The 14509-nt window shown below is 70.3% G+C and carries 12 protein-coding genes; 5 read left to right on the top strand and 7 right to left on the bottom strand.

Annotated elements, in window-relative coordinates:
- From IEY82_RS14740 to IEY82_RS14730, 3 genes are read left to right on the top strand one after another with little or no spacing between them, the layout of a single operon-like run.
- Entirely contained in the window at nt 1-882 is an 882-nt protein-coding gene (locus tag IEY82_RS14740) for a branched-chain amino acid ABC transporter permease (RefSeq protein ID WP_189124671.1), read from the top strand.
- On the top strand, nt 879-1901 hold the full coding sequence (locus tag IEY82_RS14735; protein WP_189124670.1) for a branched-chain amino acid ABC transporter permease: 1023 nt from the start codon (nt 879-881) through the stop codon (nt 1899-1901). The genes IEY82_RS14740 and IEY82_RS14735 overlap by 4 nt, the downstream gene beginning before the upstream one ends.
- Before the next feature lie 4 nt (nt 1902-1905).
- The gene (locus IEY82_RS14730) at nt 1906-3174 is read left to right on the top strand and encodes an ABC transporter substrate-binding protein (RefSeq protein ID WP_189124669.1); all 1269 of its coding nucleotides are present in this window, start codon (nt 1906-1908) and stop codon (nt 3172-3174) included.
- A 90-nt stretch (nt 3175-3264) separates the two neighbouring features.
- Here IEY82_RS14730 and IEY82_RS14725 read toward each other — a convergent pair whose 3' ends face one another.
- From IEY82_RS14725 to IEY82_RS14705, 5 genes are all read right to left on the bottom strand, one after another.
- Entirely contained in the window at nt 3265-4488 is a 1224-nt protein-coding gene (locus tag IEY82_RS14725) for an acyl-CoA dehydrogenase family protein (protein ID WP_189124668.1), read from the bottom strand.
- A gap of 78 nt (nt 4489-4566) precedes the next feature.
- On the bottom strand, nt 4567-5544 hold the full coding sequence (locus tag IEY82_RS14720; protein WP_189124667.1) for an ABC transporter ATP-binding protein: 978 nt from the start codon (nt 5542-5544) through the stop codon (nt 4567-4569).
- Nucleotides 5534-7402, bottom strand: a complete 1869-nt coding sequence (locus IEY82_RS14715) for a dipeptide/oligopeptide/nickel ABC transporter permease/ATP-binding protein (protein ID WP_189124666.1) — start codon at nt 7400-7402, stop codon at nt 5534-5536. The genes IEY82_RS14720 and IEY82_RS14715 overlap by 11 nt, the downstream gene beginning before the upstream one ends.
- Nucleotides 7395-8333: an ABC transporter permease gene (locus IEY82_RS14710; RefSeq protein WP_189124665.1), complete on the bottom strand. Its 939-nt coding sequence runs from the start codon at nt 8331-8333 to the stop codon at nt 7395-7397. Before IEY82_RS14710 ends, IEY82_RS14715 begins: the two co-directional genes overlap by 8 nt.
- Nucleotides 8330-9952: an ABC transporter substrate-binding protein gene (locus IEY82_RS14705; RefSeq protein ID WP_189124664.1), complete on the bottom strand. Its 1623-nt coding sequence runs from the start codon at nt 9950-9952 to the stop codon at nt 8330-8332. Before IEY82_RS14705 ends, IEY82_RS14710 begins: the two co-directional genes overlap by 4 nt.
- A 144-nt stretch (nt 9953-10096) precedes the next feature.
- Here IEY82_RS14705 and IEY82_RS14700 point away from each other — a divergent pair, with 144 nt between their 5' ends.
- Nucleotides 10097-10774 carry a TetR family transcriptional regulator gene (locus IEY82_RS14700; protein ID WP_189124663.1) on the top strand — a complete coding sequence of 226 codons (678 nt, stop codon included), beginning with the start codon at nt 10097-10099 and terminating at the stop codon, nt 10772-10774.
- 534 nt (nt 10775-11308) lie between these two features.
- Here IEY82_RS14700 and IEY82_RS14695 read toward each other — a convergent pair.
- Nucleotides 11309-11872, bottom strand: coding sequence for a MarR family winged helix-turn-helix transcriptional regulator (locus tag IEY82_RS14695; RefSeq protein WP_225262744.1), 564 nt, complete (start codon nt 11870-11872; stop codon nt 11309-11311).
- On the opposite strand from IEY82_RS14695, the gene IEY82_RS14690 reads away from it, so the two are divergent.
- The gene (locus IEY82_RS14690) at nt 11862-12245 is read left to right on the top strand and encodes a tautomerase family protein (protein ID WP_225262745.1); all 384 of its coding nucleotides are present in this window, start codon (nt 11862-11864) and stop codon (nt 12243-12245) included. The two genes, IEY82_RS14695 and IEY82_RS14690, sit on opposite strands and share 11 nt — an antisense overlap.
- A 114-nt stretch (nt 12246-12359) precedes the next feature.
- Here IEY82_RS14690 and recD2 read toward each other — a convergent pair whose 3' ends face one another.
- Nucleotides 12360-14474 (bottom strand): SF1B family DNA helicase RecD2, encoded by a 2115-nt coding sequence (recD2, locus tag IEY82_RS14685; protein ID WP_225262748.1) that lies wholly within the window; start codon nt 14472-14474, stop codon nt 12360-12362.
- Nucleotides 14475-14509 lie beyond the last annotated feature (35 nt).

Below are 14509 nucleotides of genomic sequence, written 5' to 3'. Positions count from 1 at the left end.
ATGACCGGTTTCCTGCAACAGCTGGTCCAGGGCCTCGGCGCCGGCGCGATCTACGCCAGTCTGGCGCTCGCCCTGGTGCTCATCTACCAGTTCACCGGCATCGTCAACTTCGCGCAGGGCGAGCTGGCCATGTTCTCCACCTACCTCGCCTGGCAGTTCACCGCCGCCGGGATGCCGTTCTGGCTGGCCCTGGCGCTGACGCTGGCGGTGTCGTTCGCGGGCGGCATGCTCATCGAGCGGCTGGTCATCCGGCCCGTCGAGGGAGCGCCCGAGCTGACCGTGGTGATCGTCACCGTCGGCCTGTTCATTTTTGTCAACGCCGCCGCCGGGTGGATCTGGACGTTCCTGATCAAGGACTTTCCCAACCCGTTCCCCGGGGGCGCGCTGGAGGCCGGCGGCCTCCGCGTGAGCTACTCGACGCTCGGCGTCCTCGTCGTGGTCGGTCTGGTCATGGGCCTGCTCTACCTGCTGTTCCAGCACACCAGGATCGGGCTGGGCATGCGGGCCGTGGCGACCAACCCCGACTCGGCCCGGCTCGTCGGCATCCGGGTCGGCTGGACGCTCGCGCTCGGCTGGGGTCTCGCGGCCACCGTCGGCGCCGTGTCGGGCGTCCTGGTCGCGCCGCTGCTCTTCCTGGAGCCGAACATGATGGGCGGCGTCCTCATCTACGCCTTCGCCGCGGCGACCCTGGGCGGCTTCGACAGCCCGGTGGGCGCGGTCGTGGGCGGCCTGATCGTCGGCGTCGCCGAGACGCTGGCCGGGGCGTACGTCGGGTTCATCGGATCCGATCTCAAGGTCGGAGTGCCACTGGTGATCATCCTGGGCGTCCTGCTGCTGCGGCCCCAGGGGCTGTTCGGACGAGCGGCGGTGGAGCGGGCATGAGCGACACGGCGGAGGTCACGCGGGTGGACGCGCCGACCCGGGCGGGAGCCCTCAGGCGGGTCGCGGCCGAGCGGTGGCGGTGGATCGTGCTGGCCGCCCTGTTCGCGGCGGCCTGCTACGCGCCCTTCCAACTGGTGCCGTTCCGGGTCTTCCAGTTCACCATGGTGCTGGTCTACGCGGTGGCGCTGCTGGGGCTCAACCTGCTCGTCGGCCACGCGGGCCAGATCTCGCTCGGGCACGGCGCGTTCTTCGCCGTCGGCGCGTACGGGGCCGCGATCATGCTGGACCGGTTCGAGCTGCCCTACCCGGTGACGCTGCCGATCGCCGCCGCCGTGGCGTTCGTGATCGGGCTCGCGCTCGGGCTGCCGGCCATGCGGTTACGCGGCCTCTACCTGGCCCTGGTGACGCTGGCCATGGCGATCTTCCTGGTGCCGCTGCTCAAGCGGTTCGAGGAGGTGACCGGCGGGTCCATGGGGCTGACGCTGCCCAAGCCGGCCCCGCCCGCCTGGACCGGGCTGGCCGAGGACCAGTGGCTGTACTTCCTCGCCCTGGCCGTGGCCGTCGCCGCCTTCCTGTCGGCGTACAGCCTGATGCGCTCGCGCGTCGGACGGGCGCTGCACGCCATCCGCGACAACGAGGCGGCGGCCGAGACCATGGGCGTGCGGCTGTCGTTCTACAAGACACTCGCCTTCGCCTGGAGCGCGATGTTCGCCGGAGCGGCCGGCTGCGTCTACACCTGGGTGATCGGCTTCGTCTCGCCGGACTCGTTCGCCGTGACGCTCTCGATCACCCTGCTGGCCGGCCTCGTCGTCGGCGGCCTGGGCTCGCTCTCCGGACCGTTGCTCGGCGGGCTGTTCGTGATGTTCGTGCCCAGCATCTCCCAGGACGTCAACGAGGCCGCGCCCGGCGTCATCTTCGGCCTGTTGATCATCGCGGTGATGTACGTCGCTCCGACCGGACTCGCCGGGCTGACCGGACGCGCGGCGCATTCGATCAGGAAGACTCTCCGGAAGGAGTAAAGGAATGCGGGTAACTGCGATCGGCTGTACGGCTGTGCTCCTGCTCGCCATGACGGCTTGCGGCGGGCGGGAGGAGGCGGGCGGCACCGGCACGACGGCCACAGGTGAGTGTCAGGGGCAACAGACGACCGGCATCACCGACAAGAGCCTCAAACTCGGCGGCATCTATCCGCTGTCAGGCCCCGCCTCCGCCTACGGCGCCATCCCCAAGGGCATCAAGGCGTACTTCGACTTCGTCAACGCCGAGCAGAACGGCATCGGCGGGCGCAAGGTCGAGTTCCTGGTGCGGGACGACGGCTACCAGCCGCCCAAGGCCGTGGAGGAGGCGCGCAGGCTGGTCGAGCAGGAGAAGGTGTTCGCGCTCTTCCAGACACTGGGCACCCCCTCGACCACGGCCACCTGGGACTACGCCAACCAGCAGAAGGTGCCCCAGGTCTTCGTCGCCACCGGCGCGTCCACGTGGGGCACCGACACCGCCCATCCGTGGACCATCGGCTGGCAGCCCAACTACGTCTCCGAGGCCCGCGTCTACGCGCAGTACCTCAAGCAGGAGAAGCCCGAGGCCAAGGTGGCGGTGCTCTTCCAGAACGACGACTTCGGCAAGGACCTGCTCGGCGGGTTCAAGCGGGCCCTCGAGGGCACCCAGGTCAAGATCGTGGCCGAGCAGAGCTACGAGGTCACCGATCCCAGCGTCGACCCCCAGATGAGCAACCTGGCCGAGTCGAAGGCCGACGTGTTCCTCAACGTGACGACGCCCAAGTTCGGCTCCCAGGCGCTGGCCGCCGACGCCAAGAACACGAGCTGGAACCCGGTGCACATCGTCAACAACGTCGCCGCGTCCGTCACCGTGCTCAAGCCCGTCGGGTTCGAGAACGTGCAGGGCGTCGTGTCCTCCACGTACTACAAGGACCCCAACGACCCGACGTGGCAGAGCGATCCGGAGATGATGCGCTACCAGGCGAAGATGAAGCAGTACGCCCCCGACGCCGACCCGGCCGTCCCCTACCACGCCTTCGGCTGGGCGGTGGCCAGCAGCTTCCACAAGGCCATGGAGGCGGCCAAGTGCCCGACCCGCGAGGGGCTGCGCGACTCGGTGCGCGCCCTCGGCAACGTGCAGGTCGACATGCTGCTGCCGGGCGTGACGATGAGCACCGGACCCGATGACGGGTTCCCCATCGAGTCCATGCAGCTCATGACGTTCAAGGGCGAGCGGTGGGAGCTCTTCGGCGACGTGATCGACACGCGCAAGGAGTTCGGCCCGCTCACCGGCTGACGGACGGACGCGCGGCCGGCCGGTCGCGACACGGCCGGCGCCGTGTCACGGCCGGTGCCGGGTGATGGCCGGCCGTGACCTACGGCGCCGCTACAGGGGTAGGCCCCCTGTGGCGGCGCTGGTCGATCCGGTGGTGCGGTAGGCGTCGATGGTCCGCTCGGCGATGCGCATCTGGTGGATCTCGTCGGCGCCGTCGGCGAAGCGGGCCCAGCGGGCGTGCTGGAACATGTGGGCCAGCGGCGTGTCGGTGGAGTAGCCGAGCGCGCCGTGCACCTGGATCGCCCGGTCGATGATCCGGTTGAGGCTGTTGGCCACGAAGTGCTTGGCCATCGACACCTCGGTCCGGAAGTCCTCGCCCTTGTCGATCTTCGAGGCGGCGTGCAGCACCATCAGCTTGCACTGGTAGAGCTCCATCGCCGAGTCGGCGATCAGCCACTGGACCCCCTGCTTCTCGGCGAGCAGCGAGCCGTGGCTGTACCTGTTGAGCGCCCGGTCGACCATCATGTCGAGCGCCGTCTCCGCCTGGGAGATCCAGCGCATGCAGTGCGCGAGCCGCGCCGGGCCGAGGCGGTACTGGCCGAGCCGGTGGCCGTCGCCGCGCCCGCCGAGGATCTGGCCGTCGGCCACCCGCAGGTCCGTGATGACGATCTCGCTGTGTCCCGTCGAGCCGTGCATCGTCTCGACCTCGCGGACGTCGTGCCAGCCCTCCTGCGGCAGGTCGATGAGGAAGGCCGTGTTGGCGCCGCGCGTGCCCTCGGGCACGTCGGTCTCGGTCCGCGCGATGAGGATGGCGAAGCTCGCCCGCCGGGCGTTGGAGATGAACCACTTGTGGCCGTTGATGACCCACTCGTCGCCGTCCTTGACGGCGGTGGTGCGGATGAGCGTCGGGTCGGAGCCCGCCACCTCGGGCTCGGTCATCGCGAAGCACGACATCGTGCGGCCGTCGAGCAGCGGGCGGAGGTACTTCTCCTTCTGCTCGTCGCTGGCCCAGTGCAGCAGCGTGTGCATGTTGCCCTCGTCGGGCGCCTGGCAGTTGAGCACCCACGGGCCGAGCCGCGTCTTGGCCGCCTCCGACTGGACCATGGCCAGCTCGACGTGGCCGAGGCCCATGCCGCCCCACTCCTTGGGCATGTGCGGCAGCCAGAGCCCCTCCGCCCTGGCCTTCTCGCGCAGCTTGAAGATGGTCCGCAGGTAGGTGTCGCGGTCGCCCTCCTCCAGGTCCTCGACGGCCGGGATGACGGTGCCCTGGATGAAGGCCCGCACCCGCTTGCGGATCTCCTCGTGCTCGGGGGCGAGGGTGAAGTCGATGGCCATGCTGCTCCTTGAATCTGGTTCCGTCTCAGTCTGTTCTGGTGCAGCCTGTTCCGGAAGAACAGCCTGTTTCCGGAAAAATCAGGCTGTTTCCGGGAAGTGGCAGGCCACCCAGTGGCCGCCGGTCAGCGGCCGGATCTCCGGCTCCTCCTCGGCGCACCTGGAGGCCGCTCTCGGACACCGGGTACGGAAGCGGCAGCCGCTCGGCGGGTCGACCGGTGACGGCGGCTCGCCCTTGATCAGCCGGTCGGCCGGGGGCAGGTCGAGGCCGCTGCCGGGGATCGAGGCGAGCAGCGCCCGGGTGTAGGGGTGGGCGGGCCGCTCGATCAGCTCGGTGCTCGCGGCCAGCTCGCACATCTTGCCGAGGTACATCACCAGGATCCGGTCGCTGACGTTCTTCACCACGGCCAGGTCGTGGGCGATGAACACCAGCGTGAGCCGGTAACGCTCCTTGAGGTCCTCCAGCAGCCCGAGGATCTGCGCCTGCACCGAGACGTCCAGGGCGGACACCGGCTCGTCGCAGATCACCACCTCCGGCTCCAGCACCAGCGCCCGCGCGATGGAGATGCGCTGGCACTGGCCGCCGGAGAACTCGTGCGGCCGCCGCACGGCCGCGGTCGCCGGGTCGAGCCCGACGGCCTCCAGCACCTCGTCCACCCGGTCGCCGCCGGCGCCCCACACGCGGGTGCCCTCGCTGACGATGTCGCGGACCCGGCGGCGCGGGTTCAGCGACGAGATCGGATCCTGGAAGATCATCTGCAGCCGCCTGCGGGTGCGCCGCAGCGCCTCGCCGCGCAGCGTGGTCAGCTCGACGTCGTCCAGCCGCACCGAGCCGCCGCGCGGCGGCGGCAGTTGTACGAGCGCCCGCGCGGTGCTCGACTTGCCGCACCCCGACTCGCCGACGATGCCCAGCGTCTCGCCCCGCGCCAGGTCGAAGCTCACCCCCGACACCGCCCGCACGGTACGGCCCCGCCCCGCGGGGAACTCCACGACCAGGTCCTCCACCTGGAGCAACACCTGGTCGCGGGGACGAAGATGGGCGTTTCCGCTACCGGCCACGGCTCTCGGCTCCTTCGCTGATCGGGCTGCCGGTGGGATACCAGCACGCGTACAGATGACCGTCCTCAAGCAGCTCCGGAGCCTCGGTCACGCACCGGTCGCGGGCGTGGGCGCAGCGCGGCTGGAAGGCGCAGCCCGACGGCAGGTCCACCAGGTCCGGCGGCCGGCCGGGGATGACCCGCAGCCGGTGGTGCGCCGGGTCGGTCAGCCGGGGCGCCGCCTGCAGCAGCGCCTCGGTGTACGGCATGCGGGTGCGCCCGAAGATCTCGGCCGTGGGGCCGCGTTCCACGACCTTGCCCGCGTACATCACGATGACCTCGTCCGCCCACTCGCGCACCACCGCGAGGTCGTGGCTGACCAGGACGACCGCCATGTGACGCTCCTCCCGCAGCCGGTGCAGCAGCCGCAGCACCTGGTCCTGGATGGTGACGTCGAGGGCGGTCGTGGGCTCGTCGGCGAACAGCACGTCGGGGCCGCACGACAGGGCCATCGCGATGGTGACCCGCTGCCGCATGCCGCCCGACAGCTGGTGCGGATAGCGGCCCAGCATCCGTCCCGGATCGGGGATCCCGACCTGGGCGAGCAGCCGCGCGGCCTCCTCGCGGGCCTGCTTCCGGTTCATCCCGAGGTGCACCCGGAGCGGCTCGGCCAGTTGCGCGCCGATCGTCCGCACCGGGTTGAGCGCGGTCATCGGGTCCTGGAAGACGGTGCCGAGGCGCGGGCCGAGGATGTGCCGCATCTCCTCGGGGGTGCGCCGGGTGAGGTCGTCGCCGTCCAGGTAGACGTTGCCGCTCCGGTCGACGCCCGAGCCGGGGAGCAGGCCGAGGATCGAGCGGATCAGCATCGACTTGCCCGAGCCCGACTCGCCCACGATGGCCAGCGTCCTGCCGCGCTCCAGGGTGAAGGAGACCCCGTCGACGGCCTTGACCAGGCCGCGTTCGGTGACGAAGTGCGTCCGCAGGTCCTCGACCTGGAGCAGGCTGTCGCCCACCGCGTGGACGGGGGCGGCGGGGGCCGCCGGAGGCGCCTGCCGTACGGGCTCCAGGCCGCTGTGCCGGACGTCGGTCAGCGCCCTCAGCCGGTCGCCCACCAGGTTGAACGAGAGCACCGTCAGGAACATGACCAGCGACGGCGCCAGCACCACGTGCGGCGCGTCGTCCATCAGGGTGCGGCCCTCGTTGATCAGCCCGCCCCAGGTGGGCGTGGGCGCCTGCACCGACAGCCCGAGGAAGGCGAGGCTGCCCTCGGCCACCACGACCACGGCCATCCCGATGAACGCGTAGGACGCGGCGGGCACCGCCACGTTCGGCATGATCTCCCGCCACAGGATCCTGCTGTCGCGCACGCCCAGCACCCGGGCCGCCAGGACGAACTCCCGGTCGGCGAAGGAGAGCGTCGCGCCCCTGATCAGCCGGGTCCAGGCGGGCACGCCGAGCACTCCGAGCACGATCAGCACGTTGCGCAGGCTGGCCCCCGCGAACGCCACCACGGCCAGCGCGAAGACCAGCGACGGGAAGGCCAGCGCGACGTCGTTGAACGCCATGATGATCGCGTCCGTGGCCCGCCTGCGGTAACCCGCCAGGATGCCGAGCGGACCGCCGATGGCCAGACCGAGCAGCACCGCGCCGATGCCCACGCCGAGCGAGACCCGCGAGCCGTGCACGACCCGGCTGAACACGTCGCGACCCAGGCCGTCGGTGCCGAACGGGTGGTCGGCGCTGGGACCCGACCGGGGCGGCCCGGCCAGCGTCTCGTCGTAGCGCGCGATGGGCAGCAGGTCGGCCAGCAGCGCCCCGGCCAGCACCAGCAGGATCCAGCACGCCGCGATCCAGAACCCCGGGCCGAGACGCCTACGCATGCCGGATCCTCGGGTCCACGGCGGCGTACACCAGGTCCACCACGAAGTTGACCAGCACGTAGCCGACCGAGATCAGCACGACGCCTCCCTGCACGGTCAGGTAGTCGCGGGAAAAAATGGAGTCGACGATGAGCCGGCCGATGCCGGGCAGCCCGAAGAGCGTCTCGATGATCACGGTCCCGCCGATCAGCGCCCCGAGGTTCAGCCCGACGGCGGTGATCAGCGAGATCGTGGACGGGCGCAGCGCGTGCCGCCACAGGATGCGCCGCGGCGACAGGCCCCGGGCGCGCGCCAGCGTGATGTAGTCCTCCTGCAGCGTCGCGATCAGGTCGGTACGCAACAGCCGCGCGTAGACGGCGAGCTGCCCCGCGCCGAGCGTGATCGCGGGCAGCAGCACCGAGGTGATGTTCCACCCCAGATCCACCGAGATCGGAGTCCACCCGGTGGCCGGCAACACCTGCCAGGTGACGGCGAACACCAGGATCAGCAGCACGCCGAGCACGAACACCGGGGTGGACAGCAGCGCGAAGCTCATCGCGGTGAGCACCTGGTCCAGCGTGCCGCCGGCCCGGCGGGCCGCCGCCACGCCCACCGGAACCGCCAGCCCCAGCGCCACGATCTGCGCCGCGACCAGCAGTTCCAGCGTGACCGGCAGCCGCTCGGCCAGCTCCTGCGCGACCGGCACCTGGTTGATGTACGAGGTGCCGAAGTCGCCGGTGACCAGGCCGCCGAGCCAGTCGGCGTACCGGACCAGCAGCGGCTGGTCCAGGCCCAGTTCCTGGCGGAGCTGCGCACGGGCCTCCTCGGTCGCCGACAGGCCGAGGATCTGCGTCGTCGGGTCACCGGGGAGCAACCCGAGCAGGGCGTAGGACAGGAACGTCACCACGAGCAGGACCACCAGGAGCCGGACCAGCCGGTGCAGGAGGATCACTGCTGGGTGATCCAGACGCCGGAGAAGGGGTGGTAGGGGATGGGTGAGCCGGTCATGGGCAGCCCCTTCTCCCCGTCCGGCAGCACATGCTCGCCGATGCCGTGCACCGTGGTCTTGGCGATGACGGCGCCGGTGTCGAGGTGGTCGACGAACACGTACGGCACCAGCTCACGCAGCCGCTGCTGGACGGTGGCGTACGCCTGCTTGCGCGTCGCCTCGTCCGGGCTGGTGCGGCCCACGTCGAAGGCCTGGCTGAGCTTGTCGTCCTTGAGCCGGGTGAAGTTCAGCGCGATGGAGCCGACGGGCCCCGCGTACCCCTTGTGCATCCAGATGTACTCACCGTCGGGGTCGGGTGAGGAGAACTGGGTCCACACGGTCGCGGCGAAGTTGCCGGTGACCGCGCGGTTGATCAGGTCGGCCTGGTCGGCCTGCTTGATCGTCACCTCGATGCCCGCCTTGCGCCACATGTCCTGCGCCAGCTCGATGCCCTGCATGGTGTTGGGGTCGGGAGTGGAGATGATCTCGAACTTGATCGGTCCCTTCTCCGCCTCGACCTCCTTGACCAGCGCGGTCGCCTTGGCCAGGTCGTACTCCGGATAGCCGCCGCCCTCGGCGTACCACTTGGAGTCCTTCGACCAGGGGCCGTCGGCCTCCTTCGTGAGCCCGCCGCGCAGCGTCGAGATGACCGCCTTGCGGTCCATGGCGTGCGCCAGCGCCCTGCGGACCCTGATGTCGTCGAAGGGCTTGACGGCGGTGTTGAGCATGAACATGTACTCGGCCACGGCCATGCCCTGCGACCGCTGCACCGTGAAGGCGTCCTTGAGCGCGCCGAACTTGGTGATGTCCTCGTCGCGGCTGGTGCCCATGGCGTCGAGCTGGCCCGCCTCCAGCGTCTGCGCGCGGGTCTGGCTGTCGGGCAGGATCCGGAACTCGATCTGGGTCAGGTACGGCAGGCCCTTGCGCCAGTAGTTGGCGTTCTTGGCCACGACGAACCTGCTGTCGGGCACGTACTCCTGGAAGGTGAACGGCCCGGTGCCGACGGGCTTCTGGCTGGCTCCTCTGGGATCCTTGAGCGAGGAGGGCGGCACGATCATGCCGATCTGCGCCGCCAGATAGTACGGGAAGGCCACCCACGGCTGCTTCAGCTTGACCTTGACCGTCTTCGGGTCGACCAGCTCGAACGACGAGACCGGCGCGAGCACCGCGTTGTTGAGCGGCGACGCCTTCTGCGCCTCCAGGTTGGCCTTGACCACCTCGCCGGTCAGCGGCGTGCCGTCGGAGAACGAGATCCCCGACCTGACCGTGATCGTCCACTCGTCGGACTTCTTGTTAGGCGTCAGGGACTCTGCCAGGTAGGGCTTCCAATCGCCGTTGACGTCCACGCTCACCAGCGGCTCGATGATCGTCGTCGCCATGCTGTAGCTCTGCGCCGCGAACTGGTCGGTCACCGGGTTGAATCCGGCGGCGTCGGCGCTGAGCCCGTACACCAGCTTTCCGCCGACCACGGGTGTCGTCGGGTCGGAGCTCTTCTCACTGACGGCCACGGGTCGCTGCCCGCTGCACGCCACCAATACCACCGAAGCCAGCGACAACGCCGCCAGTCTTCTCCAGCGTTTCATCCACGCCTCCTCCCGGTCGTCCCCCCGAGAGCAATTTCACCGATAGTACTATCGGTGAGGAAACTCACAAGTGTCCAGTAGCGATCGTTATCCAGGGACGCTCGGCGATACTGTTATCGGCGACAAGCAAGAGGGAGGTGGCCCGTGAGCAGCACACCGCTCAGCAGGAGCGAGGCCAAGGACCTGACCCGGCGCAGACTGATCCGCGCGGCGCTGGCCATCCTCGACACCGAAGGCGAGACAGGGCTGACGACCGTCAAGGTCGCCAAGGCCGCGGGCATCGCCCAGTCCAGTTTCTACGTGCACTTCAGGGACAAGCAAGATCTGCTGCGGGTGCTCGGCGACGAGGGCGGTGACCGGCTGCGCCGGTCCATGCGGGAGGCGCGGCGCCGGGCCCGCGAGGCGCCCGACGTCACCGAGCACCAGCGCGACACCTTCCGCATCCCGCTCGAAGCCATCTGCCGCCACCCCGAGCTGCTGCGCATCCTGCACCGCGCCCGGCACGACCCCTCCTCGTCCATGCACGAGTTCGCCAAGGAGGCCTCACTCGCCTACCGCGACCACCACGCGGCCGACCTCGCGGCCCTCGGCTACACCGCCGACAACGAGCGTGACCGGCGGCGGCTGGAGATGATCGCCGAAGGCATCAACGCCGCCACCAACGCGTTGGCCCTCGGGCATCTGGAGGGGCGGTATCCCGACCTGGAGGAGGCCGTGGATGTGCTGGTGTCGTTGTCGAAGGGGGCTCTGCGGATGCTGAAGTCGTCCAGTGCGGCCGCCGCCGCTCGGGAGGCTGGGCCGGTTGCCGGCCCGGGTAGGTGAGTGCCCTTGGCGGGCAACTGTGCCGGGCTTCGTGTCGCGGTGCCGGCCGCGTAGGGCGGTGAGCTTTGTCGCGGTGCCGGCCGCGGAGGCTCGTGTTGTGGTGCTGTCTGGCGGTCTTGTTGCGGTGCCGGCCGCGGAGGCGGGTGGGCGTTCCGGCCGACCGCGATTGCCCGGGGTCTGGTGTTTTTCGCCTTCGGCGTTGTTTCGGGCGCGGGGGTACCTGGCACGGTCTTAAGTCGGCCGGAACGCCCACCCGCCTCCGCTTCACGGTGTCCGGCCGCTCGGCTTGCCCGCCGTAGGGCGGGCTCGGCTTCGTCGTCGTTCTTCTCGCCGATGCTGAAGCGCCTGTTTCCCGTCTTTGGCGGTTTGTCGCCGTAGCTGAAGCCGTCACTTGCCGGCACAGTGCGGGTCGGGCGCCGCAGCCGTGGCCCGTCGTCTGACGCCCGCTCCCGTCCATGGGTGCTGGGCCTCGACCAATCCCGCGTCTTGGTCGGCCGCCACTGTCTGGCGCTATGGGCGGGACCGGGCGGCCGGTCAGCTTCGTGGTTCGTTCGGTTGCGGGTCGCGGCGTTCCAGCGCGGCCTCGAAGGAGCGGAGTGCGGTGACGACGGTCGCGCGTTCGGCGGGTGACAGGTCGTTCATGACGTGTTCCCAGGCGGTGGCGCTGCCGGACAGCCAGGCGCGGATCGGTTCGGCGTAGGCCGGGGTGATGGCGATGATGCGGCGGCGACGGTCGGCGGGGTCGGCGGTCCGCTCCAGAACGCGTGGCCGCACCAGTTCGCTGACCATGAGGCTGACGGTCGTGGGCGCCACCTCTAGCCGATCGGCGAGCTCGTTCACGCTGGCGGGGCCGTCATATTCCAAGTGGGCCAGCAGGGCCAGGTGCCGGGGCGCCAGGTCGAGGTCTCGCAGCTCCGGCGGAATCGGCAGGCGTTTGGCACGGCCGACGAGCCGAGGCATGAGCAACAGCAGCGTGCGGACGGCCTCGTTGACGGTGATACCACCCGCCTCGGTGGACATCAGCAACCCTTCACCGGTATCTTTAAGCTCAAAGCCTTTAAGGTCAAAGCCTTTAAGGTCAAAGAAAATGAGGTCCACTGTGCCGCATCTGACCGCCCATCTTCCAGACACCAGGCTAGCGGGCAACGAGCCCGAGCTCGTGACCGCCCTGACCGAAGCGATCGTCGGCGTCTACGGTGAGTGGGCGCGGCCGCTGGTGAGCATCCGGCTGTCCGGCGTTCCCGCGGGCCGCTTCGCCCAGGGAGGCGTGCCCGTGGACACCGGCGCTTCGGTCACGCTGGGTGTCCGGTCAGGTGTGTTCGAACGCCCTGACGCGGCCGAGATCACTGCCCGCCTCGGCGCCGCCCTCACCGACGCGATCACATCGGTCCTGGGCGAGGAACTCCGCCCAGGCACCATGGTCGAACTCCTCGCCTCTCCTCCTGAGCGGACCTTCGTCGGCGGGCGATGACGATCGTCTCGCTGGGCTGGGCGCGAGCGCCCGCCAGCGGCTCCACCTGGACGAATCTCGTCAGGGTTGGCTCCCATCCCCACGTGCACGGCTACCTGCGCGACCTGAGAGAGGTCACTGGAGGGTCTGCGTCAGGCGGCGGGTGAGCATGGTGTTGCGGGGGCGGCCGAGGCGGGCGACCGCGAGCTCCAGGGCCCTGCGGTCGCCGACGAGCACGACCCACGAGCGGGCCCGGGTGACGAGGGTGTAGAGGAGCCTGCGGCGCAGCATGATGCCGCCCGCCTCGGCGACGATGGGCGCCACCACGAACGGGTATTCGCTGCCCTGCGAGCGGTGCACGCTGATGGCGTAGGCGTGGGTGAGGTCGTCGAGCTCGTCGAAGCCGTAGGTGACCGGGTCGCCGTCGTCGATGACGAGCTCGACCTGGCGCTGCTCCTGGTCGATCCGGGTGACCGTGCCGGTCTCGCCGTTGAAGACGCCCTTGTCGTAGTTGTTGCGGATGGGCATCACCCGGTCGCCGACGCGGAAGACCGAGGCGCCCGACCAGTGCTCCGGCTGACCGTCGCGGGCCGGGTTGAGGCGTTCCTGGATCATGCGGCCCAGCTCGGCGGTGCCGGCCGCGCCCCTGCGCATCGGGCACAGCACCTGCACCTGGCCGGGGTCCACCCGCTGCTTGCGCGGGATCGCCACGGTCGCCAGGTGGACGACCCGCTCGGCGACGGCCTCGGGGGTGTCGACCTCCTCGAACCAGAAGCCGCCGCCGCCCGGGATCGCGGGCAACTCCCCGGACCGGATGCGGTGCGCGTTGCGGACGATGCCGCTGCCGTCCGCCTGGCGGAAGACGTGCGTCAGGCGGACGCGTGGGATCTCCTCGGCCCGCAGCAGGTCGGAGAGCACGCTGCCGGGGCCGATGCTCGGGAGCTGGTCGCTGTCGCCGACGAGCAGCAGGTGGCTGCCCGAGGGGACCGCCGAGCAGAGCCGGGTGGCCAGGTGCAGGTCGAGCATGGACGCCTCGTCGACCACGATCAGGTCGGCCTGCGCGGGCACCTGGTCGAACAGGGCGTCGGGGTCGGGCTCGTGCGCCAGCATCCGGTGCACGGTCATCGCCTGCAGGCCGGTGAGCTCCGACAGGCGCTTGGCCGCCTTGCCGGTCGGCGCGGCCAGCGTCACCCTGCCGCCCATCGCCCGCGCCGTGGCCGCGATCGCCCGCACCGTGTGGCTCTTGCCGCAGCCCGGCCCGCCGGTGAGCACGGAGACGGTGCTGGTCAACGCCATGGTCACGGCCGCGCGCTGGTCGTCGTGCAGGTCGGGGTCCTCGCGGAAGTCGCGCATCGGCAGCGTCGAGCGGGCCTGCCAGAGCCGGGCCAGCTGCTCGGCCAGCTTGACCTCGCGGCTGTGCAACTCCTTGGAGTAGACGACCACCTGGTCAGGGGCCGCCTCCACGACGATCCGCCGCTCGGCCGTGAGGGCGTCGATCACCGGGCGTAGCAGGTCCTGGTCCTGGTCGATGAGCTCGGCGGTCTGCGTGAGCAGCGCGGTCATCGACAGGTAGCAGTGGCCGCCGCTCGCCGCCGCCGACTCCAGCCGGTCGAGGATCGCCGCCCTGATCCGTTGCGGGCTGCGCTCGGACACGCCCGACCGCAGCGCGATCCGGTCGGCGGTGTGGAAGGCGATGCCTCTGACCTGGCCGATGAGCTGGTAGGGGTCCGACTTGAGGATGCCGGCCGAGTCGGAGCCGTAGACCTGGTAGATCTTGGCCGCGAGCAGCGGGCTGATGCCGTAGCCCTGGAGGACCACCATCAGCGCGGCGATCTCCTTCTGCTCCCGCCACGCCTCGACGATCTGCGCCTGCCGGGCCGGGCCGATGTTGACGACCTCGGTGAGCCGCCCCGGCTCGGTGTCGATGACGGTGAGCGTGCTGTCGCCGAAGTGGGAGACGATGGCCTGCGCGAGGCGCGGGCCGATCCCCCGGATCAGGCCCGAGCCGAGGTAGAGCTGGATGGCCCGGACCGTCGACGGGACGACCCGCTCGCAGGTCGCCACCTGGAAGCGGCGGCCGTGACGCGCGTGCTCACCCCACTCGCCGGTGAGCCGGAGCGTCTCCCCGGGCTGCACCCCGGCCAGCGCCCGCCCGGTGGCGACGAACCCGGCCCCCTGCTCGTCGGTCATCCGGGCGACGGTGTATTCGTCCTCGCGGACGTACACGAGCTGCTCGACCGAGGCTTCCACGGCAAGAATCCCATCATCCCTGTACGGCTTCGCAG

The organism is Nonomuraea cavernae, from assembly GCF_014646355.1.
In the GTDB taxonomy this organism is placed as follows: domain Bacteria; phylum Actinomycetota; class Actinomycetes; order Streptosporangiales; family Streptosporangiaceae; genus Nonomuraea; species Nonomuraea cavernae.
This window is presented reverse-complemented; position numbering and strand designations above follow the sequence as displayed.

Coding starts and splice junctions, on each gene's coding strand:
- IEY82_RS14715 (WP_189124666.1), bottom strand. CDS start 7,402: ATGCGTAGGCGTCTCGGCCCGGGGTTCTGGATCGCGGCGTGCTGGATC.
- IEY82_RS14730 (WP_189124669.1), top strand. CDS start 1,906: ATGCGGGTAACTGCGATCGGCTGTACGGCTGTGCTCCTGCTCGCCATG.
- IEY82_RS14740 (WP_189124671.1), top strand. CDS start 1: ATGACCGGTTTCCTGCAACAGCTGGTCCAGGGCCTCGGCGCCGGCGCG.
- IEY82_RS14735 (WP_189124670.1), top strand. CDS start 879: ATGAGCGACACGGCGGAGGTCACGCGGGTGGACGCGCCGACCCGGGCG.
- IEY82_RS14705 (WP_189124664.1), bottom strand. CDS start 9,952: ATGAAACGCTGGAGAAGACTGGCGGCGTTGTCGCTGGCTTCGGTGGTA.
- IEY82_RS14725 (WP_189124668.1), bottom strand. CDS start 4,488: ATGGCCATCGACTTCACCCTCGCCCCCGAGCACGAGGAGATCCGCAAG.
- IEY82_RS14690 (WP_225262745.1), top strand. CDS start 11,862: ATGAGGTCCACTGTGCCGCATCTGACCGCCCATCTTCCAGACACCAGG.